This is a genomic window from Janthinobacterium sp. YR213 (assembly GCF_900099875.1).
Classification (GTDB): domain Bacteria; phylum Pseudomonadota; class Gammaproteobacteria; order Burkholderiales; family Burkholderiaceae_D; genus Janthinobacterium; species Janthinobacterium lividum.
This window is the reverse complement of the sequence record NZ_FNDA01000002.1, coordinates 449352-475404: the sequence shown is the minus strand read 5'-3', so window position 1 is coordinate 475404 and position 26053 is coordinate 449352. Positions and strand designations below refer to the sequence as shown.

Here is a 26053-nt window from a genome sequence, read left to right as displayed (position 1 = left end):
CTGCCGGCCGGTGCCAGCGCCATTTTCAAAGGAATGAGCATGCAAAGTCTGATCTCGATCGCCGCCGACCTGTCCTGGCCGTTCGCCATTACCCTGGCCTGGGTGGTGGGCGAATTCGGCCACCGCTGGACTGGCCTGCCGCGCATCAGTTTTTACGGCGTGATCGGTTTCGTCCTCGCGCAGACGCAGGTGGGCATCCTGCCGCAGACGGACGCCGGCCCCATGCTGGTGCTGGCCGACGTGGCCTTCGGCCTGATCCTGTTCGAGGTGGGCTACCGCATCAACCTGCGCTGGCTGAAGAACAATCCCTGGATCGCCGTCACGGGCCTGGTGGAATCCCTGCTGACCTTTGCCGTCGTCTACTTCATCGGCATCGAATTCGGCAGCACCTCGATGACGGCGCTGCTGCTGGCGTCGCTGGCCATGTCCACCTCGCCGGCCACCATCATGCGCGTCATCAACGAGGAACGCAGCTCGGGCCAGGTCACGGAACGCATCGTCCACCTCACCGCCCTCAATTGCGTGCTGGCCGTCTTCACGTTCAACATCATCGTCGGCTTCTGGATGTTCCAGAGCTCCACCGACCTGATCGAGGCGAGCAGCAGCAGCGCCGCCGTGCTGGCCGCCTCCGTGGCCGCCGGCACCGTCTTCGGCATCGTCGTGCCGGCCATGCTGCGCCGCCTGGGCAACATGGCGCAGGATGCCACCGTGGCGTTCGCGCTGTCGGTGATGCTGCTCGTCGCCCTCACCTACACCACCAGCCTGTCGCCGCTCTTGGCCACCCTCACCTTCGGCCTGGTGGCGCGCCACCGACGCGTCGCCTTCAGCCAGGCGCAGCGCAATTTCGGCGCGCTGGGCGAGCTGCTGACGGTGCTGCTGTTCGTGTATGCCGCCTCGACCCTGGAATGGGCCAGCGTGGCAGCCGGCGCGGGCCTGGCACTGGCCGTCGTCGGCGGTCGCCTGCTGACGAAGGTCGTCGGCGTGGCCGCGTTCTCGCATGTGAGCGGCATTTCCTGGCGCAAGGGCGTGCTGACGGGCGTGGCGCTGACGCCCGTCTCCGTCTTCATCATCCTGCTGCTGGAACACGCGCGCCAGCATGGCGTGAACTTCGGCGACGAATTGAACGCCCTGGCCGCCATCACCCTGGGCCTGGAACTGGTCGGCCCCGTGCTGGTGCAGCGCGTGCTGATGCTGGCCAAAGAAACCCACGAAATCAAGGAGCGCTAAATGCCGCTGGAACCCTTTGGCCAATCGGCCGCGCTGACCTTCGGCGTCGAACTCGAACTGCAACTGGTGAACCTGTCGGACTATGACTTGACGGCCGCCAGCCCCGACCTGCTGCATCTGCTGAATAAAAAACCGTTCCCCGGCAACGTCACGCCGGAAATCACCGAGAGCATGATCGAGATCAACTCGAGCGTGCACACGCATCATGGTCCCCTGCTGGAGCAGTTGCAGGAAATCCGCGACACCTTGATCACGGCCGGCGACAAGCTCAATATCGGCATCGCGGGCGGCGGCACGCACCCGTTCCAGCAGTGGTCGTCGCAAAAGATCTTTTCCAAGCCCCGTTTCCAGGAAATCTCGGAACTGTACGGCTACCTGGCCAAGCAGTTCACCATCTTCGGCCAGCACGTGCACATCGGCTGCGCCTCGGGCGACGACGCCATGTTCCTGCTGCATTCGCTGAACCGCTACATCCCCCACTTCATCGCCCTGTCGGCTTCCTCGCCCTACGTGCAGGGACGCGACACCCTGTTCGATTCGGCCCGCCTGAACTCCGTGTTCGCGTTTCCCATGAGCGGGCGCGCGCCGTTCACCCTCAGCTGGGACCAGTTCTCCAACGAGTATTTCGCCAAGATGGAGAACACGGGCATCATCAAGAGCATGAAGGATTTTTACTGGGATATCCGTCCCAAGCCGGAATTCGGCACCATCGAACTGCGCGTGTGCGACACGCCGCTGACGGTGGAGCGGGCCGCCGCGCTGGCCGCCTACCTGCAGGCCCTGTGCCGCTACCTGCTCGAACGCCGCGAAACGCCGCCGGTGGAAGACGACTACCTCGTGTACAACTACAACCGCTTCCAGGCTTGCCGCTTCGGCCTCGATGGCGCCATCACGCACCCGAAAACCTACGAAACGATGTCGCTGCGCGAAGACATCATGACCACCCTGCGCAAGATGGAACCGCACGCCGAGGCGCTGGGCAGCACGCCAGCCCTGAAACACCTGTCGGACGTGGCCAAGCAGTGGAGCGACGCCCAATACCTGCGCAAGCAGCACAATGTGCAGGGCAGCGCCGAGGGCATGGTCGATTCGGCGATCCGCTGCTTCCGGGGCGAACCCATGAATTATTGAGGCCTGGCCCGTTCACCCCAACACCTGAACTGCCGGGGTCGGCCCCTCAGGGTCCGACCCCGGATCTTGCTTTTGGGGTGCAATCAGAAGCGTAGGTCGGATTAGCCCATAGGGCGTAATCCGACAATATTGTTAGCGCCAGTGCTGGCGTCGGATTACGCGCTTGCGCGCTAATCCGGCCTACAGTCTTCTTGGCCGCCTCTCCCTTCCGCTCGCGACGGTTTTGCCGGTCATCGTGACTTTTCCCCCAACAGCGCAAAGCCAAAAAACCACACCCGCCGCCCCCGTCATTTACAGCCCCCGCCCCCGCTTGTTAAAATAAGTGAGAATGATTCTTATTATTGTTTAAAAACACCAGCCCAGCAGGGCCGGCCATGCAAGGGGAATGCGATGCCGCTGGCAGAGCCGCTACAACGCCAGGACATTGCGACACTGTATGCCGACCACCATGGCTGGCTGCAGGGCTGGCTGCGCAAGAAACTCGGCAGCACGGCGTGCGCGGCCGATATGGCGCATGACACCTTCGTACGCCTGCTCGACCGCGAAGACGCCGTCGCCGCGCGCGAGCCGCGCGCCTTTCTCGCCACCGTCGCGCAGCGCGTGCTGTTCAACCACTACCGCCGTCAGAAACTCGAAGAGGCTTACCTCGACGTGCTGGCGCAACTGCCGCCCCGGCATGCGCCATCGCCCGAGGAACGGTCGCTGCTGCTGGCCACCGTGTTTGAACTCGACCGCATGCTCGACGGCTTGCCGCCTCCCGTGAAACGGGCTTTTTTACTGCGCCAGCTCGACGAGCTGCCACAGGAAGACATTGCGCGCCAGCTCGGTATCTCGCTGGCGACAGTAAAACGCCATCTGCAGCGGGCCGCCAGCGCCACGCAAGCGTGGCAGCAGCTGCAAACGCAGCATGAACACCTGCCGCCCGCCATGCAGGCGACCCTGCTGCGCGCCTGCGTGCAGGCGAATGCGCCGCGCCGCCATGCCGTCAAGACCCTGGCCCTGCTGCTGGCCTGCGGCACCTCGCTGTATGCATTCGAACGCCGCGGCCCGTGGCGCGGCTGGACGGCCGACTACCGCACCGGCGTCAACCAGCGCCGCGTCGTGACCCTCGATGACGGCACGCGGCTCACGCTCAACACCAGCAGCGCCGTCAATATCGTTTACAACGGCGAACAGCGCCGCATTCAACTGCTGGCCGGTGAAATCTTCATCGCCACCGGCAAGGATGCGGCACAGCGGCCGTTCTTCGTCGACACGCCGCATGGCAGCCTGCAGGCGCTGGGCACGCGTTTCACGGTGCGCCTGCACGAGCAATATGCCAGCGCCGGCGTGCTCGAAGGCGCCGTCGCCGTGCTGGCCGACGACGGCGGCCAGCGCCTGGTGCTGCGTCCCGGGGAAGGCGCCCATTTCGACGGCACCGGCTTGCACCGCCAGGCGCTGGCGCCTTATGGCGGCGCCTGGCTGGACGGCATGCTGGTGGCGCGCGACATGCGCCTGGCCGATTTCCTCGCCGATCTGTCGCGCTACAGCGACCATCCGCTGGCCTGCGCGCCCGCCGTCGCCAGCCTGCGCGTGTCCGGTTCCTACCCGCTGGCCGATGTCAGCGCCATCCTCGACGCCGTCAGCGCCAGCCTGCAGCTGCGACGCAATACCGTCACGCGCTTCTGGGGCCATCAGGTGGTGCGCATCGAACTGGCGGCCCGCTGAAAAATATTTTCTGCAAAGTGAGCTGTTTCGCCGTGCTCGCGTGACTTGGTAAGTAATGCTCGGGAAATTATTGTGAATTTATGACGAACAGAACCGGATGCTGTGCAAGGCGCCTGCAGCGACGCAGTGCGAGCACTGCTAGCTGCGGGCAACACCGCATAGCGCCGCTTATGGAAGTCAGAAAACACAATAACTTATTGAGGGTTACTTAGATAGGCAGTCTCCATCTTGCGCATCCACGAAAGGTTTTATTCCATGCACCACGCTTCGCGTTCCCTCCTTACCCGCACCGTCCTGGCCTGCGCCCTGTCGCAAATCGGCATGGCCCTGGCCCTGCCGGCATCGGCCCAGACGCAAACCCGGCAAGTACGCACCTACAGCATTCCGGCCGGCGCGCTGGGCGACGTGCTGACGCGCTTTGGCAGCGACAGCGCCATTTTATTGTCGTTCTCCAGCGAGGCCACGCAAGGCTTGCGCAGCGCCGGCCTGCATGGCAGCTACAGCCTGCAGGAAGGTTTCAGCGTACTGCTGGCGGGCAGCGGCCTGCAAGCCGTGCCGCAATCGAACGGCGGCTACCTGCTGCAAAAGATCGCCGCCAGCGCCGGCGCCCCTTCGGCGGACAGCCGCGGCGTAGCCGTCATGAGCGGCGTCACGGTGGTGGCGGCCGCCGAGCGCAGCGCCGCCACCAGCGGCACAGGCAGCTATACGGGCGGCCCCGCCAGCGGCGCCACGGGACTGGCGTTGACGCAACGCGAAACGCCGCAGTCGCTGACCATCGTCACGCGCCAGCAGATGGATGACCAGAACAGCAACGCCGTCTCCGACGTCATGAAAAACGTCAATGGCGTGAGCGTGCAAAACTACGACAGCGACCGCTGGAGCTTCCAGGCGCGCGGCTTTGCCGTCACCAATTTCCAGTACGACGGCGTATCGGCCATCTATGACGGCGTCTACGACTGGGGCACGACGAACAGCGACATGGCCATCTATGACCGCATCGAGGTGCTGAAGGGCGCGACGGGCCTGATGAGCGGCTCGGGCGACCCGTCGGCCACCGTCAACATGGTGCGCAAGCGCCCCACCGCCAGCTTCGAAGGTTCGGCCACCCTGGGCGCGGGATCGTGGGACAACTACCGCGGCGAAGCCGATGTCTCCGGCCCGCTCAATGCCAGCCGCACGGTGCGCGGCCGCCTGGTGGGCGCCTACCAGGACAAGCATTCCTACCTGGACCGCTACACGCAGCAGAAATCCGTCGCCTACGGCATCATCGAGGCGGACCTGACACCCGTCACCCTGCTCACGGCAGGCTTCACGCACCAGGATTACAAGCCGCGCGGCTCGACCTGGACAGGCTTCCCCGTCCTGCTTTCCGATGGCACCCGCACGGATTTCCCCACCTCGTGGAACCCGGCCACGGACTGGAGCCGCCGCGACATGCAGAACACCACGCTGTTTACCTCGCTGGAACATACGTTCGCCAACGCGTGGAAAGTGAAATTGAGCGCCAACCAGCTGCGCAGCAAGCATGACAGCGTGCTCGGTTCGGCCAGCGGCGGCAATCCCGCTCCTGTCACGGGCGCAGGCACGTATTTCTTCATGGGCAAATACAAGGGCGACCGCCGCCAGGCCACCGTCAACGTGGATGCCAGCGGTCCATTCACGGCATTTGGCCGCCGGCATGAAGCGATGATCGGCTATTCCAGTTCGACGGCAAAGCAGGATGGTCCCGTCTACGAATCGGTCTACCCTCCCGTGGAAGGCAGCTATTTCGACTGGCGCGGCCAGTATGCGGAACCGGCATTCAAGCGCCTGGGCGACGACAACGACAGCACGCGCCAGAGCGGCCTGTATGGCGCCGTGCGCCTGCATCCCGTCGATGCGCTGTCCGTCATCGTCGGCGCGCGCGTCAGCAACTACAAGCAGGCACAGGACCGCACCTTCTTCGACGCCGGCACCGCGCGCATCACCTCGCGCATCGAGGAAAACAACGTCATCACGCCGTATGCGGGTGTCGTGTATGACCTCGACAAGACCTATTCCGTGTTCGGCAGCTACACGAGCATCTTCGCGCCGCAGAGCAACCGCGACATCAACCGCAACTTCCTGTCGCCCGTGCGCGGCAAGGGCGTGGAAGCGGGTGTGAAGGCGGAGTACCTCGACGGCAAGGTCAATGCCAGCGCGTCCGTTTTCCAGATCCGCCAGAGCAACGTGGCCAGTTCCGTGGGCGAAGTCAACGGCGAAGAAGCGTATAAAGCCATCGACGGCGTCACCAGCCGCGGCGTGGAAATGGAAGTGACGGGCGAAGTGGCCAAGGATGTGAAGCTGAGCGCTGGCTACACCTACACCCACGTGCGCGACGCGGATGGCAAGGACGTGTTTTCCACCATGCTGCAAACGACGCAGCCTGCCCACCTGGTCCGCGTGCAAGGCACGTGGCGCCTGCCGGCCAGCCTGGACAAGCTGACAGTCGGTGGCGGCGTCAACTGGCAAAGCAGCTACGAAGGCAATATCTGGAATCCCGCCATCGAGGACTATTCGCGCATCAAGCAGGGCGGCTACGCGCTGCTCAACCTGTTGGCCCGCTACGAGATCAGCAAGAACGTCACGGCCAGCCTCAACGTGAACAACCTGCTGGACAAGAAGTACCTGACGGGACTGGGCCTGTTCCAGACGGGCTTCTACGGCGAACCGCGCAATGTGATGTTCACCGTGCGCACGAAGTTTTAATCAGCTTCCGTACAGCGCCAGCGCCCAGGCTGGCGGGCGCAACTCCAGCGCCAGCGACAGGCAAGCGGGATCGAAGCGCGCCGCCAGCAGGTACACATTGGCGGCGCCCTTCGGCTCCCAATTCCCCGTAAAGCCCTTTTCACCGGCCGCCACGCGCTTGCGGTCGAAGGGCACGGCGCTTTTCGCGAACTCCTCGTGCGTCTTTCTGCCCTGCGCATAGGGCGCCAGCCAGGCCAGCGCCTCGGCCAGGCGCCGCGCTTCCGGCGCGCCATACCAGTCGTCGCCATGCGCCTGCGCCATCAGGGCTGTCGTCAGCAGCGGCTCCAGGCTGTAGGTGGTGTAATGCAGGGCGTCGCGCTGCTCGAAGTCGAAGGGTACGCCGCCGGCGCCGATATTGCGCGGCACGTGCGCCAGGAAGCGTTCCTTCGCCCGCGCGATCAGCAAGGCGTCGCCCGTGACATACGCGGCGGCCGTGCCGATCTTGATGCGGTGGCTGTGCCAGTTGTTGCGCGCCGTGGACGGGCCGCCCACCTTGATGGGATCACTCAAATACCCGTGCGCCAGGGTGCGGCAAAACGCCTGCACCTGCTCGCGCTCGACGCCGTTCAAGCGTTCCTGTATCAGGTCATAGCCCATCAGCAGGCTGGCCAGCTCCGTCTCGTCGACGGGGCTGAACGAGGGCTGATAGCTGCCGCTCCAGGCCAGCAGCAGCTGGCGCGCCGCCTCGAAATGCGCCATCTCGCCCGACAGCCGCCAGGCCAGCGCCTGCAAGCGCGCCTGGCGCCAGTCTTCCTGCGCCTGCTGGCTGGTCTCGCGTCCGCCCTCTCCCTTCAGCAAGCCGCCCGTGCGCACTTCAGCCATCAGATGCACGGGCCGCGCCGCATCCTTGCGCGCCGCCTTGACCACCTGTTCGGCAATGGCCGGCGCCACCCGCGCCTTGAGCGTGCGGGCGCGCACGGCGGACGTCAGCGCAAACGGCAGCGGCCCCTCATGCGGGCGCGGCGCCGCGCGCAAGCCCGCCAGGGGCAACGCCAACAGTGCCGCCAGCACAGTGCGCCGGCGGATCAAGTGCGTACTCAAAACCGCGTCTCCCGCGCCGCGCGCAAAAAGTTATCGAGGATGGGCGTGCAATCGAGCAGCTCGACGCCGCCCGCCGAATGGAATTCCGGGTGCCACTGCAAGCCCATGACGAAGCGCGCCCGCTGGTAGCGGATGGCTTCGACGATATTGTCCCCTTGCGAATACGCTTCCACGGTGATGTCGCGCCCCAGGTCCTTGACCGACTGGTGGTGGATGGAATTGACGAGCGCCTCGCCCGCCTTCGGGAACATGCCCGCCAGCGACGAGCCTTTCGGGAAGACGATGCTGTGACGGTGACGGTCATACAGGTCGTTGACGTGCGAGGTGGCGCCTTCCACGTCCGAGGCGATGTCCTGGTACAGGGTGCCGCCAAAGCCCACGTTGATGAGTTGGCAGCCGCGGCAGATGCCCAGCACGGGTTTGCCCGCATCGACGAATTCGTGCAGCAGTTCCAGTTCGTACAGGTCGCGCGCACGGTCGCCGTTCCATTCGGGCCGCGTGGCTGCCTCGGAATACGTCTGCGGCGAGACGTCGGCGCCGCCCTGCAGCACCAGGCCGTCCAGGTGGCGCGCATAGTGGCGCAAGGTGATATTGCTGGGGTGTAGCTGGCCGCTGGTATTGACCGTCGGGATCATGAAGACCAGCACGTCGCGCGACATGACCCACTGGGCGATCGACTCTTCCAGGTATTGCAGGTTCTTGCTGCGCAAGCCAGTGGCGCCCGGCTCGGGGTGGAAAATGCGTGCCGAGATGCCGATGCGCAGGGTGCGCCGCATGAAATCGCGGCTGGCCTTGTCGCGCATGGAGCGGTAGCGCGACGAGATCACCCGCCAGGCCAGCGCCAGCGGCGTATCGTTGTCCTTCAGGTAGCGGGGGGCCGCGTCGCGCGCACGGTGCTCATCATCGGGAGCCCGGCGGCCCACCCGGTCAGGCCGCGACGGCGGTGATGCTGGCGCTGCGGGATCGGTGGAAGGAGGAAGCTGGGGATCTTTTTCGTCTGACATGGCGGGGCTGACTGAAAGCGGAGACGTTTTCAATATAAACCCCTGCCCCCGAAAGCACGATTCAATTTTGTAACAAAAGCATACGCACGGGGCATCCACGCAACACGCTCAACGCATACGGCCCGTTTACGCTGGCGGCCCCGCTTTTTAGAGAATCTTTACGCCCCCGCTGCTAATCTTGAACGTACCTCAACCACCGCTGCAAAGCCACCATGGAACCCCATTCACGCCTGCAAACGCATCAAGCGCATCAAGCACTGCCCCACCGCCATCCCCGCCTGCCCACCTTCCTCATGCATATCACGGTCGACAAAGCCTGCCTGGCCGAGCTGCGTCAGCTGGTCGTCAAGACCTGCGGCGGCATGCTGTCATTCATGCGCGTCGAGGCGGTCGACCATGCCGAGCGCATGAAAGTCTGGCTGTGCGTGACGGAACCAGCCCTGCGCCTGACCATGGATGCCGTCATGCGCCTGCTGCCGGCGGCGGAATTTGGCCGTATCAGCCAGGGGAAATCGCTATGAACCAGTATGCCTGCGAGCAGGCGATGTCTTCATCGCGCATCACCGCGCACTTCCAGGGCATCTGGGTGCCGATGGTCACGCCATTCCGTGATGGCGATGGCGACATCGACTTCGACGCGGCCCAGCAACTCGCGTGCGAACTGGCCGCCAGCGGCATCGACGGCCTGGTGGTGTGCGGCACCACGGGCGAAGCGGCCATGCTGAGCGCCGCAGAACAGACCATGCTGCTCGACAGCGTGCTCGACGCCGTCGGCCCCCGCTTCCCCGTCGTGATGGGGATCGGCGGCAGCGATACGCGCAGTGTCGTCGCCACGGTGCAGCGCTACAACGACCATCCGCTGGCCGGCCTGCTCATCTCCGCACCCGCCTATGTACGCCCTTCGCAGGACGGCATCGTGCGCCATTTCCAGGCCATCGCCGCCGCCACCGACCAGTCCATCGTGCTGTACAACGTGCCGGCCCGCACGGGCGTCAACATCGAACCGCAGACGGCGGCCCTGCTGGCGCGCGACTCGCACTTCGTCGCCATCAAGGAAGCGGGCGGCAAGCTGCAGCAGCTGGGAGAACTGCTGCTCGACACGCGCCTGGACGTCTTGTGCGGCGACGATGCGCTGCTGCTGGCCAGCCTGTCCATGGGCGGCCACGGCGCCATGTCGGCCGCCGCCCAGGTCCGCCCCGACCTGTATGCGCAGCTGTACCACCTCGTCAAACAGGGCCGCCACGGCGCCGCCGGCGCGCTGTTCAAGACCATGCTGCCCGTCATCCGCCTGCTGTTTTCCGAACCGAATCCCGCTCCCGTCAAGGCGGCACTGGCCATGCAGGGCAAGGTACGCGACGCATTGCGCCTGCCGATGACGCCCATGTCTTCCGCCGGCCAGGCCGCCCTGGCCGCGGCACTCGATCCATTGATGCAGCTGCCGGCATGGACAGCCAGCGACAGGGATGCGCCGCGCGAAGGCTGTCTGCTGCAGCTGGTCTCCCCTGCCAACATCATGCCAGCCGTGCGCCAAGATGATCATCGCCATCACGGATGAACGCGGGGGGATGGAAAAATCCATCCTGGCCGGGCGGCTGGCCGCCTCGCGCGCGCTGGCCGGACGCAAGGTATTGCTGCTCGATGCCGATCCGCGCCAGGGCGCCATGGCGCAAGCCAGGAACATGCACGACGGCGCCATGCACGGCAGCCTGACGCGGCCGCGCCTGATGGCGCGCGCCATCAGCGCCAAGGGCTTGCAGCCGGAGCTGGAACACCTGGTGCACTGCTACCACGACATCGTCATCGACAGCGAAGGCCGCGACTCCATGGGCAGCCGTTCGGCCCTGATCGCCGCGCGCGTGCTGGTGGTGCCGCTCGACGGTGTCGTCAACGCCGCCGCGCAATCAGGTTTGGCGCGCCGCATCGCGCACGCGCGCAGCGTCAATCCGGGCCTGCGCGTCCTGCTGGCAACGGACACGCAAGCGGCACCCGCCCATGCCCTGGCCGCGCAGATTCCCGCCGCCCGCGTAGTCAGCCTGGGACAGCTGTACTGCGCCGTTTTCAACCTGCCGGCCTAGCCTGGCGCATCACGTAAAAAAAGGCGGCGCATGCGCCGCCTCTCCTCCCTGTCAATTAAAACGTCTTGCTGACGGTCAGCTGCAGTGCCGTCTTGCCCATGAATTTGCCATTCACGGGCGAGGCATAGGCGGACTTGCCGGCGTTCGTGCCGATCACGGCCAGCGCGCCCGTCACTAAACCGAAGTCGCGCGTGACGCCCACTTTCCAGTCCGTATAGCTAGCCGCGTCGTTGTTTTTGACCTTCTGATGGCCCGCATGCAGGTTGCCGGTCCAGCCGTTCGTCAGGTCGATGGTCGCGCCGATATCCAGGTAGCCGCTGTTCTTGCTGTTGACGATGCCGAACAGGTTCGAGACGGCGTGCGAATATTTGACGTAGGCGGGACCATACGACAGCTGGCCGTAGACTTCCTGCGTGTCCGCGTCGGCCAGGCCGGCGATATGCTTCAAGCCGTTGTCCGCATACACGTACGCCAGCACGCCCACGTCATAGCCAACGTCGCTGGTCAACTGGCCGCGCTTGCCCGCATACAGGTCCACTTCCACGTCGCCGCTGCCGCCCGCGTCCTTGGTCCACTTGATGGTGGAGGCCCAGGCGCCCGCGTACAGGCCCGTCGGGTTGTTGACATAGTCGGCGCCGCCCTGCAGCGCGGGTTTCAAACGCGTCTGCGAAATGCCGCGATAGCGGTAGTCGGACACGCCGGCCACGTTGAAGCTGATGTCATTGTCGGGCTTGGCCTCTTCCGCGTGGGCCAGGCTGCCCGTAAAGGCTGTGGCGACGGCAAGTGCAAGTAACATTTTATTCATGGTTTTTTCTTCTTCATTGGTGGTATGGGCCTTTGCCAACATGGCGCAGCTGGCCCGCCGCTGCAAAAATTCGCTGCTAAAATTTAGAGTAAAGCGTCCCCCTGGCGCGCGCGGCGCCTGTTTTCCAACAGGGGATTGACAGGTGTTAGAGCGGCAGCAGCAGCCGGTAGCCGACGGCCGTTTCCGTCAACAGGTACTGCGGCTGGGCCGGATCGGCTTCCAGCTTCTGGCGCAGATGCCCCATGTAGATGCGCAGGTAATGGCCGTTTTCACTGTTCGACGGCCCCCATACTTCGCGCAACAGCTGCGGATTGGTGACCACCCTGCCCGCGTTCTTCACAAGTACCGACAGCAAACGGAATTCCGTCGGCGTCATGTGCACCAGCTGCTTGTTGCGCGTCACCAGCCGGTCCTTCAGGTCGACCCGCACGTCGCCGAACTGCACCACGCCATCGTCGCTGGCGGCGGGCTGGCGCTGGCGGCGCAAGGTGGCGCGCACGCGGGCCAGCAGTTCGCCCACGCCGAACGGCTTGGTCAGATAATCGTCGGCGCCCGCGTCCAGCGCGCGGATCTTGTCCTGCTCGTCGACCCGCGCCGACAGCACGATGATGGGCACGGCCGACCATTTGCGGATGTCGGCGATGAAATCGATGCCGTCACCGTCGGGCAGCCCCAGGTCCAGCACGATCAGGTCGGGCCGGCGCGTGCCGGCATCGATCAGGCCCCGCTGCATGGTGGCGGATTCGAAAATCTGCCAGCCCTCGTCTTCCAGCGCGGCGCGCACGAAGCGGCGGATTTGCGGTTCATCCTCGACCAGCAAGGCGGTGGCGGAAGGTTCGTTCATGTTGGTTTTCCTGTTTCATGGTCGTTGGCGTCATCGAGCTCGGTCTCCGGCGGCGCCGGGGGCGTGCCCAGCGGCAGGCTGAAGACGATGGCGGCGCCCTGTCCCGGCGCGTGCGGCTGCGCGTGGATGGTGCCGCCGTGGGCTTCGACGATGGCGCGGCAAATCGCCAGCCCCAGCCCGACGCCCGGCTTGTTCGATTCGCGCTCGCCGCGCGTGAATTTTTCAAAGATGGCTTCTTCTCGGCCCGGCGGCAAACCCGGGCCATCATCAGACACCGTCACCTGCAGGAACTGGCCGCGCACCCCGGCCGCGACCGTGATGGTACTGCCCGGCGGCGTGTACTTGGCCGCGTTTTCCAGCAGGTTGCACAGTACGCGCTCGACCAGCACGGCATCGTAGCGCACCAGCGGCAAGTCCGGCGCCAGCTGCGTCTGCACGGCATGCTGCTGCAATTGCGGACCGCTGGCGCGCAGCGCGCTGCCCACCACTTCTTCCAGCGCCTGCCATTGCAGGTTCAGGCGCACCTGTCCGCTCTCGATGCGCGCCATGTCCAGCAAATTCGCCACCAGGGCGCTCATGCGCACGGTTTCGGACTGCAGCGAGCGCGCCATGTCCAGCTGCGCGGGCGACAAGGCGGGCCGCGACAGGGCCAGCGATTCGGCCAGGCCAACCAGCGACGTCAATGGCGTGCGCAAGTCGTGCGACAGGGCCGCCAGCAGCGAATTGCGCAGCCGCTCGGACTCCATCTGCAGCAGCGCGCCCTGGGCCACGTCGATATAGTGCACGCGTTCGAGGGCGATGGCCGCCAGCGCGGCAAAGGTATCGAGGTGCTGGCGCTGTTCCGGCACCAGCAGCCAGCGCCCGCGCTGCGCGCCATCGAGCGGCAGCAGCGCCAGCACGCCCCGCGTGCGCATCGGCGCGATCAGCGGCAGGTAGAAAATGGGCGAAGCCGGCAAGGTATCGGTCCCCGTCCCCGCCGCCTGCGCATGGTCGAAGGCCCACTGCGCAATGCCGATATCGAGCGCCTCGCCGCCGTTCGGGGCCTGCAAGCCGCCCTCGTCATCGGGCAGCAGCAGGGTGGCGCGCGCGCGGAAAGCCCGTTCGATGGCGCTTTTCGTGATGTCGAAAATCTGCTCCGTCTGCAGCACGCCGGACAGCTCGCGCGAGAATTCATACAGGGCGCGGGCGCGCGCTTCGCGGTGCGAGGCCACGCGCGCCTGGAAGCGCAGGCCCGCCGTCAAGTGGCCCGTGATCAAGCCCACGGCCAGCATCACGCCAAAGGTGATCACATACTGGAAATCGCCCACGGCAAACGAGAAGCGCGGTGGCACGAAGACGAAATCGAAGCAGGCCACGCCCACCAGGCTGGCCAATGCCGCCGGCCCGCGCCCCAGGCGCACGGCCACCAGCACCACCGTCAGCAAGGACAGCATGGCGATATTGGCCAGATCCAGATAAGGCTGCAGGGGGACGGAGGCGAGCGCCGTGGCCAGGCTGGCGCCGGCGGCCAATATGTAGCGCCAATGGCGCGAGGGCCGGCGCGGCGCCTCCGCATCTTCGCCGGCCGCGCGCCGGGGCGCCGCATCGGCAGGCGGCAAACCCACCTCTATCAAATCGATATCGGGCGCCAGGCTGGCCATGCGCGCGGCTGGCGGCGTGTGCCACAGGCGCGTCAGCGTGCCGGCGCGGCCACGGCCCACGATGACTTTTGAGATATTCGCGTTGCGCGCATACTCGACCACGGCGCCGGCGATGTCGGCGGACGGCACAATGGCCGTGCGCGCGCCCAGGTCCTGCGCCAGTTTCAGGGTTTTCAGGATGCGCTCGCGCTGGACCGCCGGCAGGCGCTGCAAACGCGGTGTTTCCACGTACAGCGCATGCCATTCCGCATTCAGCTGGCTGGCCAGGCGCGCCGTGCTGCGGATCACGTGCTCGCCGCCCGCGTGCGGTCCCACGCAGGCGAGCAGCGCGGCGCCCGTCTTCCACACGGGATTGATGGATTTCTCGACGCGGTAAGCCTGCACGTCGTCCTGCACCCGGTCCGCCGTGCGGCGCAAGGCCAGTTCGCGCAAGGCGATCAGGTTACCCTTGCGGAAAAAATGCTGCGATGCCCGCTCGGCTTGCAGCGGCTGATACACCTTGCCCTGCTTCAGGCGGCGCAGCAGTTCATCGGCGGGGATATCGACCAGCACCACTTCATCGGCGCGGTCGAACACCGTGTCGGGCAAGGTTTCGGCCACGCGCACGCCCGTGATCCCGCCCACCACGTCGTTCAGGCTTTCCAGGTGCTGCACATTCACGGTGGACAGCACGTCGATGCCGGCCGCCAGCAATTCCTCGACATCCTGCCAGCGTTTCGGATGGCGCGAACCGGCCACGTTCGAGTGGGCCAGTTCATCCATCAGTATCAGCGCCGGCGCGCGCCGCAGGGCCTCGTCCAGGTCGAACTCGAACAGGGTCTTGCCCCGGTACTCGATGGCCTTCAGGGGCAGCACGGGCAAGCCGTCAAGCTGGGCCGCCGTATCCTGGCGCCCATGCGTCTCCACCACCCCCACCAGCAAATCCTGGCCATCGGCCAGCAGTTTGCGTGCGGCCGCCAGCATCGCATAGGTCTTGCCGACGCCGGCCGAGGCGCCAAAATAGATGCGCAGCCGGCCGCGCGCGGCTTTCTTTTCCTGTGCCTGCACTTGCGCCAGCAGGGCATCAGGGTCGGGGCGTTGGCTGTCGTTGGGGAGCATGTTGTATTTTAATCTTCTTGGGCATTGTAGGTCGGATTAGCGCGCTAGCGCGTAATCCGACAACATCGTTGGCCTGGCCGGTGGTGATGTCGGCTTACGCTGCGCTAAGCCGACCTACGCCGACCTACGCCGACCTACGCACCGTTGTCACCTTACTTTGCCATGGCATCCAGCGCCAGATTCAGTTCCAGCACATTGACCCGCGGCTCGCCGAAAAAGCCGATATACGCGGTTTTCTGCACCTTGGCGATGGCATTTTCCACCTGCGCCAGCGGCATGGCGCGCACGCGGGCCACGCGCGGCGCCTGGTACAGGGCTCCCGCCAGACTGATTTCCGGATCCAGGCCGCTGCTCGACGCCGTCACCAGGTCGACGGGGATCGGGTTGCGGTTGCCCGGATCGGCAGCCTGCAGGGCGGCGATGCGCGCCTTGACGGCGTCCACCAGGGCCGGATTGGTCGGTCCCTGGTTCGAGCCGCCCGAACCGGCACCGTTGTTCGCCATCGGCGCGGTAGCCGATGGACGGCCCCAGAAATACTTGGGCGAGGTGAAGGACTGGCCGATCAGTGTCGAGCCGACAGGCTTGCCACCACGCTCGACGATGCTGCCGTTGACTTCATCGTTGAAAGCCAGCTGCCCGATGCCGGCCGTGGCAAATGGATAGACGACGCCGCAGATCACGGTCAGCGCGGCAAACAGGACCAGGGCGGGACGTACGATAGTGTTCATGACGGTTCCTTTAGACTAAATTGAGTGCGGACAGCAGCATGTCGATCAGCTTGATGCCGATGAAGGGCAGGACGATGCCGCCCAGGCCGTAGATCAGCAGGTTGCGGCGCAACAGGCTGGCCGCGCCGATGGCCCGGTATTGCACGCCTTTCAGCGCCAGCGGAATCAGCACGACGATGATCAATGCATTGAAGATCACGGCCGACATGATGGCCGAGGCGGGACTGGCCAGGTGCATGATGTCCAGCGCCTTCAACTGCGGATAGGTGCCCACGAAGGCGGCCGGGATGATGGCGAAGTACTTGGCGATGTCGTTCGAAATCGAGAACGTCGTCAGCGAACCGCGCGTCATCAGCATCTGCTTGCCGATTTCAACGATTTCCAGCAGCTTGGTGGGATTCGAATCCAGGTCCACCATATTGCCCGCTTCTTTTGCCGCCTGCGTGCCCGAGTTCATGGCCACGGCCACGTCGGCCTGGGCCAGCGCCGGCGCATCGTTGGTGCCATCGCCCGTCATCGCCACCAGGCGGCCTTCGGCCTGGTAGCTGCGGATGAGTTTCAGCTTGTCTTCCGGCGTCGCTTCGGCGAGGAAATCGTCCACGCCCGCTTCGGCGGCAATCGCCGCTGCCGTCAGCTTGTTGTCGCCCGTGATCATGACGGTCTTGATGCCCATGCGGCGCAGTTCCGCGAAGCGCTCCTTGATGCCGCCCTTGACGATATCCTTCAGCTCCACGGCGCCCATGACGCGGCCATCGTCAACCACCACCAGCGGCGTGCTGCCGCGGCGGGCGATGTCGTCGACGGCGCGCCCCACCTCGGCCGGATACGGCTGGCCCAGCGCTTCCACGTACTTCTTCATGGAGTCGGCCGCGCCCTTGCGCAGCTGGCGCACCTGCTGTTCGCCCGCGATATCCACGCCGCTCATGCGCGTTTGCGCCGTGAAGGGCACGAAGGTGGCGTGCAGGCTGGCCATCTCGCGTTCGCGGATATTGAACTTCTGCTTGGCCAGCACGACGATGCTGCGCCCTTCCGGCGTTTCATCGGCCAGGGAGGCCAGTTGCGCCGCATCGGCCAGCTGCTGCTCCGTCACGCCGGGCGCCGGCACGAAGCTGGAAGCCTGGCGGTTGCCCAGGGTGATGGTGCCCGTTTTGTCGAGCAGCAGCACGTCCACGTCGCCGGCCGCTTCCACGGCGCGGCCCGACGTGGCGATCACATTGGCCTGCATCATGCGGCTCATGCCGGCCACGCCGATGGCGGACAACAGGCCGCCGATGGTGGTCGGGATAAGGCACACGAGCAGCGCGATCAGCACGGTGATGGTCACCGGCGTGCCACTGCCGGCCGCCGCCACGGAAAACAGCGAATACGGCAGCAGGGTCACGGTGACGATCAGGAACACGATCGACAGGGCGACGAGCAGGATCGTCAGGGCGATTTCATTCGGCGTCTTCTGGCGCTTGGCGCCTTCGACCATGGCGATCATGCGGTCGATGAACGCTTCGCCGGGATTGACGGAAACGCGCACCAGCAGCCAGTCCGACAGCACGCGGGTGCCGCCCGTGACGGCAGAAAAGTCGCCGCCCGATTCGCGGATGACGGGCGCCGATTCGCCCGTGATGGCGCTCTCGTCGACGGAGGCCACGCCGGCCGTCACTTCGCCGTCGGCGGGAATGACGTCGCCCGCCTCCACCAGCACCGTCATGCCCTTGCGCAGGTCGGTGGCCGGCGTGGGCAGCCAGGAAGTGCCGTATTTCGGCGTCTGCATTTTCTTTGCCATCACCGTCTGCTTAAGGGCGCGCAGGGACGCGGCTTGCGCCTTGCTGCGGCCTTCGGCCAGCGCCTCGGCGAAGTTCGCGAACAGCACGGTAAACCACAGCCACACGGCGACGGCGACGATGAAGCCGAATGGCGCTTCGCCCTGGCCATTCAGGGCCTGGATGGCCAGCAAGGTCGTGATGATGCTGCCTACGTAGACGACGAACATCACGGGGCTGCGCCACTGCGTGCGGGGGTCGAGTTTTTTGAACGCATCGACGACGGCGGGGCCGATCAGTGCGGAATCGAACAAGGTCAGGCTTGTGCGTGACATGGTAGCCTCTTATTTGATGAAAAGTTGCAGGTGTTCGACGATCGGGCCCAGGGCCAGCGCGGGAACGTAATTCAAAACGCCGACGAGCACGACAACGCCGATCAGCAGGCCGATGAACATGGGGCCGTGCGTGGGCATGGTGCCGGCATTGGCCGACAGGCGCTGCTTGGCCGCCAGCGAACCGGCCACCGCCAGCACGGGCACGATCACGCCGAAGCGGCCGAACCACATGGCGATCGCCAGCATCACGTTGTAGAACGGCGTGTTGGCGGACAGGCCGGCAAACGCGCTGCCGTTGTTGTTGGCCGCCGACGTGAAGGCGTACAGGATTTCGGAAAAACCATGCGCGCCCGGATTGGCCACGCCAACCGTGCCCGGTTCGACCATCACGGCGATCGCCGTGCCCGTCAAGACCAGGGCTGGCGTAATCAGGATGGCCAGCGAGACCATCTTCATTTCATAGGCCTGGATTTTCTTGCCCAGATATTCGGGCGTGCGGCCTATCATCAGGCCGGCGATGAAGACGGCCAGGATGGCGAACATCAGCATGCCGTACAGGCCCGTGCCCACGCCGCCGAAAATCACTTCGCCGAACTGCATCAGCAGCAGCGGCACCATGCCGCCCAGGGGCATGTAGGAATCGTGCATGGAGTTGACGGCGCCGCACGATGCGGCCGTCGTCACCGCCGCGAACAGGGTCGAGGAGCTGATGCCGAAGCGCGTTTCCTTGCCTTCCATATTGCCGCCCGATTGCAGGCTGCTGGCCTGCTGGTCCACGCCCAGGGCTTGCAGGGCGGGATTGGCTTGCTGCTCGGCGCTCATCACGCCAGCCGTCATGACGACAAAGATCAGGGTCATGGCGGCCAGCACGGCCCAGCCCTGGCGCATGTCGCCCACCATGCGGCCGAACGTGAAGCACAGGCCGGCGGGGATGATGAAGATGGCCAGCATCTGCAGGAAGTTCGACAGCACGGTGGGGTTTTCATACGGATGCGAGGAATTGGCGTTGAAGAAGCCGCCGCCATTCGTGCCCAGCAGCTTGATCGATTCCTGCGACGCGACAGGGCCCATGGCGATCGTCTGCGTCATCGCCACTTGCGCTTCCATCACGGGCTTGCCGGCCGCATCCAGCACGGGCTGGCCGTCGGCCGTCACTTTCGGCGTTTCATACGCCACGTGGTCGAGCAGGGTCACTTCCTTGTAGGCGGAAAAATTCTGGATCATGCCTTCGCCCATGAAGACGACGGACAGGGCCAGGGACAACGGCAGCAGGATGTACAGGGTCGAGCGCACCAGGTCGACCCAGAAATTGCCGATCGACTTGCCCGAGCGCGAGGCGAAGCCGCGTACCAGCGCGAAGATCACGGCGATACCGGTGGCCGCCGAAAAGAAGTTCTGGCACGCCAGGCCCAGCATCTGGGTCAGGTAGCTCATGGTCTGTTCACCGCCGTAGCCCTGCCAGTTGGTATTGGCGACGAAGCTGACGGTGGTATTGAACGAGGAATCGGGGCTGACGGCGCCCAGTCCCTGCGGATTGAGTGGCAGGAAGCCCTGCAGGCGCTGCAGGCCGTAGACGAAGACGGCGCCCACGGTATTGAAGACGATCAGGGCGATGGCATAGCTTTTCCAGCCCATGGCCTTGTCGGCGGGAAGGCCGGACCAGCGGTACAGCAGGTTTTCCAGCTTTTGCAGCCAGCCCAGGCCGCGCACGGGGCCATCGCCGGCCACCCTGGCCATGTACAGGCCCAGCGGATAGCCGGCGGCCAGCAGCACGGCGAGGAAAGCCACCAATAACAGTATCGATTGCGTTGTCATCACAGCTCCTCCGCCTTCAGCAGCGCCACCAGCAAATACACGAGCAGGCCAGCCGAGACGACGGCGCCCAGCACATAAAACGCGTTCATTTGACGCTCCCTAATTTGTCGCAGGCGACGGCAAAGCCGGCCGCCACGACGAAAAACACGGCAATCAAGCCGAGATACACGAGATCCATTCCCACCCTCATTCAGGTTTGTTTTGATAGTGAGCAGATTAGCCAAAAGGGTCTAAAAAATTCGTAAAGACTGGGGAGGCAGCTGTAAACAAGATGTAAAAACGGCGGCTTTACCGCATAAAATCCAGCACAATTGGCGCAAAACCACGCGCGCGGCGCACTGTTGTTGCCTTGGAGTAGCGCTATTGCCCGCCGATCAAGATAGAATGCGCGAGCGTCCGCACAAGGACGCCAAGCCTGCCGCACTGCCCTCCCCCAGTGACGCTGGACGGGATATACTGTATATTCATACAGTTATCGCCGCCGCTGTCATTGCGCCCGCAGTGCCCTGGCCTGGCGTTCCAACCACTGTCTTTACTTAGCTTGAACACGTATGGCCACTAAAAAACCAGCATCCGACTACAGCGAATCATCCATCCGTGTCCTGAAAGGACTGGAACCCGTCAAGCAGCGCCCGGGGATGTACACCCGCACTGAAAATCCGCTGCACATCATTCAGGAAGTGATCGACAATGCCTCCGACGAGGCGCTGGGCGGTCATTGCACGCATATCGCCGTCACGCAAAACACGGATGGCAGCATTACCGTCGAAGACAATGGCCGCGGCATTCCCGTCGGCCTGCACCCGGAGGAAGGCGTGCCGACGGTGGAAATCGTGTTTACACGGCTGCACGCGGGCGGCAAGTTCGACAAGGGTTCGGGCGGCGCCTATGCGTTCTCGGGCGGTCTGCACGGCGTCGGCGTGTCCGTCACCAATGCGCTGTCGACGCGCCTGGAAATCACCGTCTGGCGCAAGGAAAGCGACGGCAACGGCTTGCACCACATGGTGTTTGCGAATGGCGACGTGATCGAGCCCTTGAATTCCCGCCCCGCCCCGCGCGACGGCAAGAAGTCGGGCACGCGCGTCACGGCCTGGCCCGATGCAAAATATTTTGATTCACCCAACATCTCGCAAACGGAGCTGCAACGCCTGCTGCGCTCGAAAGCCGTGCTGCTGCCGGGCGTCACCGTGACGCTCACCAACGCGAAAACGGGCGACACGCAAACCTGGCAGTACGCGGAAGGCTTGCGCGGCTACCTGACCGAAACGCTGGCGCAGGTATCGAATGGCGAAACCCTGATTCCCCTGTTCGAAGGCGCGCAATACGCGGGCCCGGACTCGGAAGGCTTTGCCGAAGGCGAAGGCGCGGCCTGGGTGGTGGCGTGGACGGAAGAAGGCGCCATCGTGCGCGAATCGTATGTCAACCTGATCCCCACCTCGAATGGCGGCACGCACGAATCGGGCTTGCGCGACGGCCTGTTCGGCGCCGTGAAAAACTTCGTCGAAATGCACTCGCTGCTGCCGAAAGGCGTGAAGCTGCTGCCCGAAGACGTGTTCGCGCGCGCTTCCTTCGTGCTGTCGGCCAAGGTGCTGGACCCGCAATTCCAGGGCCAGATCAAGGAACGCCTGAACTCGCGCGACGCCGTGCGCCTCGTCTCGACCTTCACCAAGCCGCCGCTGGAACTGTGGCTGAACCAGCACGTCGACTACGGCAAGAAGCTGGCCGATCTCGTGATCAAGCAGGCGCAGTCGCGCCAGCGCTCGCTGCAAAAAGTGGAAAAGAAAAAATCCTCGGGCGTGGCCGTCCTTCCCGGCAAGCTGACCGACTGCGAATCGTCGGACATCGCGCGCAATGAACTGTTCCTCGTCGAGGGCGACTCGGCGGGCGGTTCGGCCAAGATGGGGCGCGACAAGGAATTCCAGGCGATCCTGCCCCTGCGCGGCAAGGTCTTGAACTCGTGGGAAACGGACCGCGACCGCCTGTTCGCGAATAACGAGATCCACGACATTGCCGTCGCCATCGGTGTCGATCCGCACAGCGTGGGCGATACGCCCGACCTGTCCGGCCTGCGCTACGGCAAGATCTGCATCCTGTCCGACGCGGACGTGGACGGCTCGCACATCCAGGTACTGCTGCTGACGCTGTTCTTCAAGCACTTCCCGGCCCTGATCAACAAGGGACACATCTGCATCGCCCGCCCGCCTTTGTACCGCGTGGATGCGCCGGCGCGCGGCAAGAAGCCGATGCAGAAAATCTATGCGCTCGACGACGGCGAACTGCTCGCCATCGAGGACAAGCTGCGCAAGGAAGGCGTGAAACAGGGCGCCTGGTCGATCTCGCGCTTCAAGGGCCTGGGCGAGATGAATGCCGAGCAGCTGTGGGAAACGACGATGAACCCGGACACGCGCCGTCTGCTGCCCGTCACGCTCGGTGAAGTCGACCACATGGCCTCGGCCTCCCGCTTCAATATGTTGATGGGCAAAGGCGAAGCGGCCGGACGCCGCGCCTGGATCGAAGAACACGGCAATGAGGCGGAGGCGGATATCTGATGATCATCGGTATCGACCTGGGCACCACCAACAGCCTGGTCGCCATCTGGCGCGATGGCAAGGCTTCCATCATCCCGAATGCGCTCGGTGAACACCTGACGCCGTCGTGCGTCAGCATCGACGACGACGGCACCGTGCTGGTGGGCCGCGCCGCGCGCGAGCGCCTGCAGACGCACCCGCAGCTGACGGCGGCCGTCTTCAAGCGCTACATGGGCAGTGAAAAGAAGATCACCCTCGGCACGCAGCAATTCCGTCCGGAAGAGCTGTCGTCGATGGTGCTGCGCGCGCTGAAGGAAGATGCCGAAGCCTTCCTGGGGCACAAGGTCGAGGAAGCCATCATCACCGTGCCCGCGTATTTCAGCGATGCGCAGCGCAAGGCCACGCGCATCGCCGGCCAGCTGGCGGGCTTGCGCGTGGAGCGCCTGCTGAACGAACCGACGGCCGCCGCGCTGGCCTACGGCATCCGCGACAAGGAACAGGAAAGCAAATTCCTCGTCTTCGACCTGGGCGGCGGCACCTTCGACGTGTCGATCCTGGAACTGTTCGAAGGCGTGATGGAAGTGCGCGCCTCGGCCGGCGACAATTTTCTGGGCGGCGAAGACTTCGTCACCGTGCTGGTCGACGCCTTTTTGGAAGGCAGCGGCTTGCGCGATGCGGCCGGCAGCCGCCTGTTCGACCCGCGCCAGCAGCAGCTGCTGCGCGATGAGGCAGAGCGCGTCAAGCGCCTGCTGTCGGACCAGCCATCCGTGCGCATGGCCACGCGCTACCAGGACAAGGAATACAGCTGGGAGATCAGCGAAGACAAACTGGCGCAATTGTGCGAGCCCCTGCTGGCCCGCCTGCGCCTGCCCGTGGAACGGGCGCTGCGCGACGCCACCATCCGCGCCGCGGAATTGAATGAAGTAGTGCTGGCCGGCGGCGCCACGCGCATGCCGCTGGTGCGCAAACTCGTCTCGCGCATGTTCGGCCGCTTCCCCGCCATCCACCTGGATCCGGACGAAGCCGTGGCGCTGGGCGCCGCCGTGCAAGCAGGGCTCAAGATGCGCGACGCGGCACTCGACGAAGTGGTCATGACGGACGTGGCGCCGTACTCGCTGGGCATTTCCATTTCGCGCCAGGTCGGCGCGAACCAGTATGAAGGCGGGCATTACCTGCCCATCATCGAGCGCAATTCCGTGGTGCCCGTCTCGCGCACGGAAAACATCACCACCATCCACGACAACCAGAAGGAAATCAACGTGGCTATCTTCCAGGGCGAGTCGCGCCTGGTGGCCGACAACGTCTTCCTCGGTAAGATCAGCTTCCCGATACCCGCGAAAAAGGCGGGCGAAATCGGCATCGACGTGCGCTTCACCTACGACGTCAGCGGCGTGCTGGAAGCGGAAGTGACGGTGCTGGCCACGCAGGAAAAGCACAAGATGGTCATCAGCGACAACGCGGGCGTGATGACACCAGAACAGATCGAGCAGCGCTTTGCGGAACTGGCCGACCTGAAGATCCACCCGCGCGAGCAAATGGAAAACCGCACCCTGGTCACGCGCGCCGACCGGCTGTACGAACAGTCTCTGGGCGACGTGCGCCAGTACCTGGCGGCACACACGGCCAACTTCCAGGCCGCGCTGGAAACGCAGGACCCGAACACCATCCGCAAGGCACGCCAGGCGCTCGACGAAGTGTTGCGCCAGGTCGAGAGCGAGAGCTTCCTGTAAATGGACGGCGGCATGGACAACGGACAGCGCAGCCTGTGGGCAATCCTGGGCACAGAGCCGACCGGCGACGAGCGCACCCTCAAGCGCGCGTATGCGAAGCGTCTGAAGGTGACGCGTCCCGAAGACGATCCGGCCGCCTTCCAGGAACTGCGCGAAGCGTATGAATACGCGCTGCGCCATGCGCACCTGTTTGCCGAGGAATTGCCGGAACCGCCAGCGGCCGAAGCGGAAGCGGAAGCGCCAGAAGCACCGCCGATGGAACCGGCCGACTTGTGGGGCGTCATCGACGAACCCGCGCAGGAGCCGCCCGCAGAACTGTGGGGCGTCATAGCCCAGGAGCAGACGCCGCCGCCAGAGCAATGGGGCGTGGTCGCCATCGATCCGGCGCAGGAAGCGGACAACCTGTGGCAGGGCTGCCTGGCGCTGACGCGGCACGCGGATGCCGGCGAGGTGCTGGCCCGCATCCTGCAGGACGACGCCATGCTGAATCTCGACGTGCGCGAGGAATTCGACCTGTGCGCGCTGCGCTATTGCGCCAGCGCCGGCTATAAGCTACCGCTGCGCCAGGCCCTGTTCGAGCAGCTGGGCTGGGACCACGATTTTTCCTACCTGGCGCGCAGCCATGCGGACCTGGTGCGCGGCGCCGTGCAGCGCTACCGGGCCGACCGCTCGTTTGCCCATTTCAGCGACAACCGCGACAGCTATCCCGGACTGGACTGCATCATGTCGCAGCAGCCGCCATCGGCCTACGCGCGCCAGCTGTTCGATCAAAAATTCAACCTGCAGCTGCGCGAACTGCTGCACGCGATACGCTGGCAGCACGGCGAAATGCTGGCTTACAAGCTCGATACGGACCTGTTCGAGCAATGGGAACAGGCCGTCCATGCCAAGCGCTACTTCAAGCAGACGGCGCTGGCCTCGGGCGGCCTGGGTTTCGTGCTGCACTTCATGCTCGCTGGCGTGCTCGATGCGGCCGGCTTCAAGCTTGGCGACACGGCCGCCTATGCCAGCCTGCTGGGCTTCCAGGCGCTCGCCTTTGCCCTGCTGGCCATGCATGCCTTGCGCTGGCCGGCGCCCCTGTTCGCGCGGTTCGATACGCTGCAAGAAGCGCTGCAGGAACGCCTGCCCACGCTGTGGCAGCGGCCCGGCTTGCGGCAACTGGGCTGGATCGTGCCTTACCTCCTGCTGGCGCTGCTGCTGTTCCTGCCCGAACGCAGCGAGACCATGCGCCTCGTTACCGCGGCCGGCTTGTGCGCGTCGGCCCTGCTCGCGTACGCGATGAACCGCCAACTGCTGCATGGCATGCTGCTGCTCCTGTGCCTCGGCCTGTCGCTGTTCGCCGCCATGTTCATGAGCGGCAAAGGCCCTGCGGCGCTGGCCATCGGCGAGGCCATGCCATTGATATTCTGCCTGGCGGCGCTGGCCCTGCGCAGCGCCACCGGCCTGTATGGCGATTGCGGCTTCCCCGAGGCGCTCTTGCCCCGCCTGCGCGCGGCATGGCTGATCGGCTGCGCGGGCTTGCTGTCGCTACTGTATGTGCAACAGCTGCCAGCCGCCCTTGTCGGCGCCGCGCTGTATGCCTGGTCGTGCGCCGGCTTGCTGTTTTCGCCCACCGATTTCAAATGGAAGACGATCTGGCCGGTGGTGCTGGTGCCGTCGCTCGCCAGCTTCGTGCTGGCCGGCCACGCCCCGGCCATCCGCGCCATGCCGATGATGCACAACAGTGTCGAGCTGGCCCTGGCCGTGCTGTATCTGACCTTGCGCTACATGTATCTGACGTATGGCAAGTCTTTTTCCAAACCCGGGCTGTCATAATCAGCCCCAC

The 26053-nt window shown here is 64.9% G+C and carries 19 protein-coding genes and 1 pseudogene; 11 read left to right on the top strand and 9 right to left on the bottom strand.

Annotated features, from left to right (window positions below; genetic code table 11):
* The first annotated feature begins 39 nt into the window (after positions 1-39).
* The 5 genes and pseudogenes from BLT98_RS11290 (at position 40) to BLT98_RS11275 (ending at position 6792) form a co-directional block, all read left to right on the top strand.
* Positions 40-1227, top strand: a complete 1188-nt coding sequence (locus BLT98_RS11290; RefSeq protein ID WP_034780723.1) for a cation:proton antiporter — start codon at positions 40-42, stop codon at positions 1225-1227.
* Positions 1228-2358, top strand: coding sequence for a YbdK family carboxylate-amine ligase (locus BLT98_RS11285; RefSeq protein WP_070256033.1), 1131 nt, complete (start codon positions 1228-1230; stop codon positions 2356-2358).
* Between the two features lie 390 nt (positions 2359-2748).
* A pseudogene (locus BLT98_RS29495) lies at positions 2749-3231 on the top strand (sigma-70 family RNA polymerase sigma factor); the annotation flags it as partial.
* A 54-nt stretch (positions 3232-3285) separates the two neighbouring features.
* A complete protein-coding gene (locus BLT98_RS29490; protein WP_244517485.1) occupies positions 3286-4065 on the top strand; it encodes a FecR family protein in 780 nt (259 codons plus the stop codon).
* 255 nt (positions 4066-4320) lie between these two features.
* Positions 4321-6792, top strand: coding sequence for a TonB-dependent siderophore receptor (locus BLT98_RS11275; protein ID WP_139179228.1), 2472 nt, complete (start codon positions 4321-4323; stop codon positions 6790-6792).
* Here BLT98_RS11275 and BLT98_RS11270 read toward each other — a convergent pair whose 3' ends face one another.
* Entirely contained in the window at positions 6793-7872 is a 1080-nt protein-coding gene (locus BLT98_RS11270) for an alginate lyase family protein (protein WP_139179226.1), read from the bottom strand.
* A complete protein-coding gene (locus BLT98_RS11265; RefSeq protein WP_034780288.1) occupies positions 7869-8876 on the bottom strand; it encodes a gamma-glutamyl-gamma-aminobutyrate hydrolase family protein in 1008 nt (335 codons plus the stop codon). The genes BLT98_RS11270 and BLT98_RS11265 overlap by 4 nt, the downstream gene beginning before the upstream one ends.
* Before the next feature lie 212 nt (positions 8877-9088).
* Between BLT98_RS11265 and BLT98_RS11260 the strand changes: the two genes are divergently transcribed.
* From BLT98_RS11260 to BLT98_RS11250, 3 genes are read left to right on the top strand one after another with little or no spacing between them, the layout of a single operon-like run.
* Positions 9089-9397 (top strand): hypothetical protein, encoded by a 309-nt coding sequence (locus tag BLT98_RS11260; RefSeq protein WP_225317423.1) that lies wholly within the window; start codon positions 9089-9091, stop codon positions 9395-9397.
* Positions 9394-10431: a 4-hydroxy-tetrahydrodipicolinate synthase gene (gene dapA, locus BLT98_RS11255; protein ID WP_092607732.1), complete on the top strand. Its 1038-nt coding sequence runs from the start codon at positions 9394-9396 to the stop codon at positions 10429-10431. Before BLT98_RS11260 ends, dapA begins: the two co-directional genes overlap by 4 nt.
* A 10-nt stretch (positions 10432-10441) precedes the next feature.
* Entirely contained in the window at positions 10442-10951 is a 510-nt protein-coding gene (locus BLT98_RS11250; RefSeq protein ID WP_231958290.1) for a P-loop NTPase family protein, read from the top strand.
* Between the two features lie 55 nt (positions 10952-11006).
* Here BLT98_RS11250 and BLT98_RS11245 read toward each other — a convergent pair whose 3' ends face one another.
* The 7 genes from BLT98_RS11245 to kdpF form a co-directional block, all read right to left on the bottom strand.
* On the bottom strand, positions 11007-11756 hold the full coding sequence (locus tag BLT98_RS11245) for a TorF family putative porin (protein ID WP_092608664.1): 750 nt from the start codon (positions 11754-11756) through the stop codon (positions 11007-11009).
* 145 nt (positions 11757-11901) lie between these two features.
* A complete protein-coding gene (gene kdpE / locus BLT98_RS11240; protein WP_034746496.1) occupies positions 11902-12600 on the bottom strand; it encodes a two-component system response regulator KdpE in 699 nt (232 codons plus the stop codon).
* Entirely contained in the window at positions 12597-15338 is a 2742-nt protein-coding gene (locus BLT98_RS11235; RefSeq protein ID WP_092607729.1) for a DUF4118 domain-containing protein, read from the bottom strand. The genes kdpE and BLT98_RS11235 overlap by 4 nt, the downstream gene beginning before the upstream one ends.
* A gap of 152 nt (positions 15339-15490) precedes the next feature.
* Positions 15491-16066: a potassium-transporting ATPase subunit KdpC gene (gene kdpC / locus BLT98_RS11230; RefSeq protein WP_034780301.1), complete on the bottom strand. Its 576-nt coding sequence runs from the start codon at positions 16064-16066 to the stop codon at positions 15491-15493.
* A gap of 10 nt (positions 16067-16076) precedes the next feature.
* Positions 16077-18155, bottom strand: a complete 2079-nt coding sequence (kdpB, locus tag BLT98_RS11225; protein ID WP_092607725.1) for a potassium-transporting ATPase subunit KdpB — start codon at positions 18153-18155, stop codon at positions 16077-16079.
* Positions 18156-18164: 9 nt separating this feature from the next.
* Positions 18165-19970 carry a potassium-transporting ATPase subunit KdpA gene (kdpA, locus tag BLT98_RS11220; RefSeq protein WP_092607722.1) on the bottom strand — a complete coding sequence of 602 codons (1806 nt, stop codon included), beginning with the start codon at positions 19968-19970 and terminating at the stop codon, positions 18165-18167.
* Positions 19970-20059, bottom strand: a complete 90-nt coding sequence (gene kdpF / locus BLT98_RS11215) for a K(+)-transporting ATPase subunit F (protein WP_034746483.1) — start codon at positions 20057-20059, stop codon at positions 19970-19972. Before kdpF ends, kdpA begins: the two co-directional genes overlap by 1 nt.
* Positions 20060-20521: 462 nt before the next feature.
* On the opposite strand from kdpF, the gene BLT98_RS11210 reads away from it, so the two are divergent.
* The 3 genes from BLT98_RS11210 to BLT98_RS29325 are packed head-to-tail and all read left to right on the top strand — an operon-like array spanning position 20522 to position 26043.
* On the top strand, positions 20522-22519 hold the full coding sequence (locus BLT98_RS11210; protein WP_034780309.1) for a DNA topoisomerase IV subunit B: 1998 nt from the start codon (positions 20522-20524) through the stop codon (positions 22517-22519).
* Positions 22519-24228, top strand: a complete 1710-nt coding sequence (locus BLT98_RS11205; RefSeq protein ID WP_092607719.1) for a molecular chaperone HscC — start codon at positions 22519-22521, stop codon at positions 24226-24228. Before BLT98_RS11210 ends, BLT98_RS11205 begins: the two co-directional genes overlap by 1 nt.
* 12 nt (positions 24229-24240) lie before the next feature.
* Positions 24241-26043: a J domain-containing protein gene (locus BLT98_RS29325; protein WP_139179223.1), complete on the top strand. Its 1803-nt coding sequence runs from the start codon at positions 24241-24243 to the stop codon at positions 26041-26043.
* Positions 26044-26053: the final 10 nt, after the last annotated feature.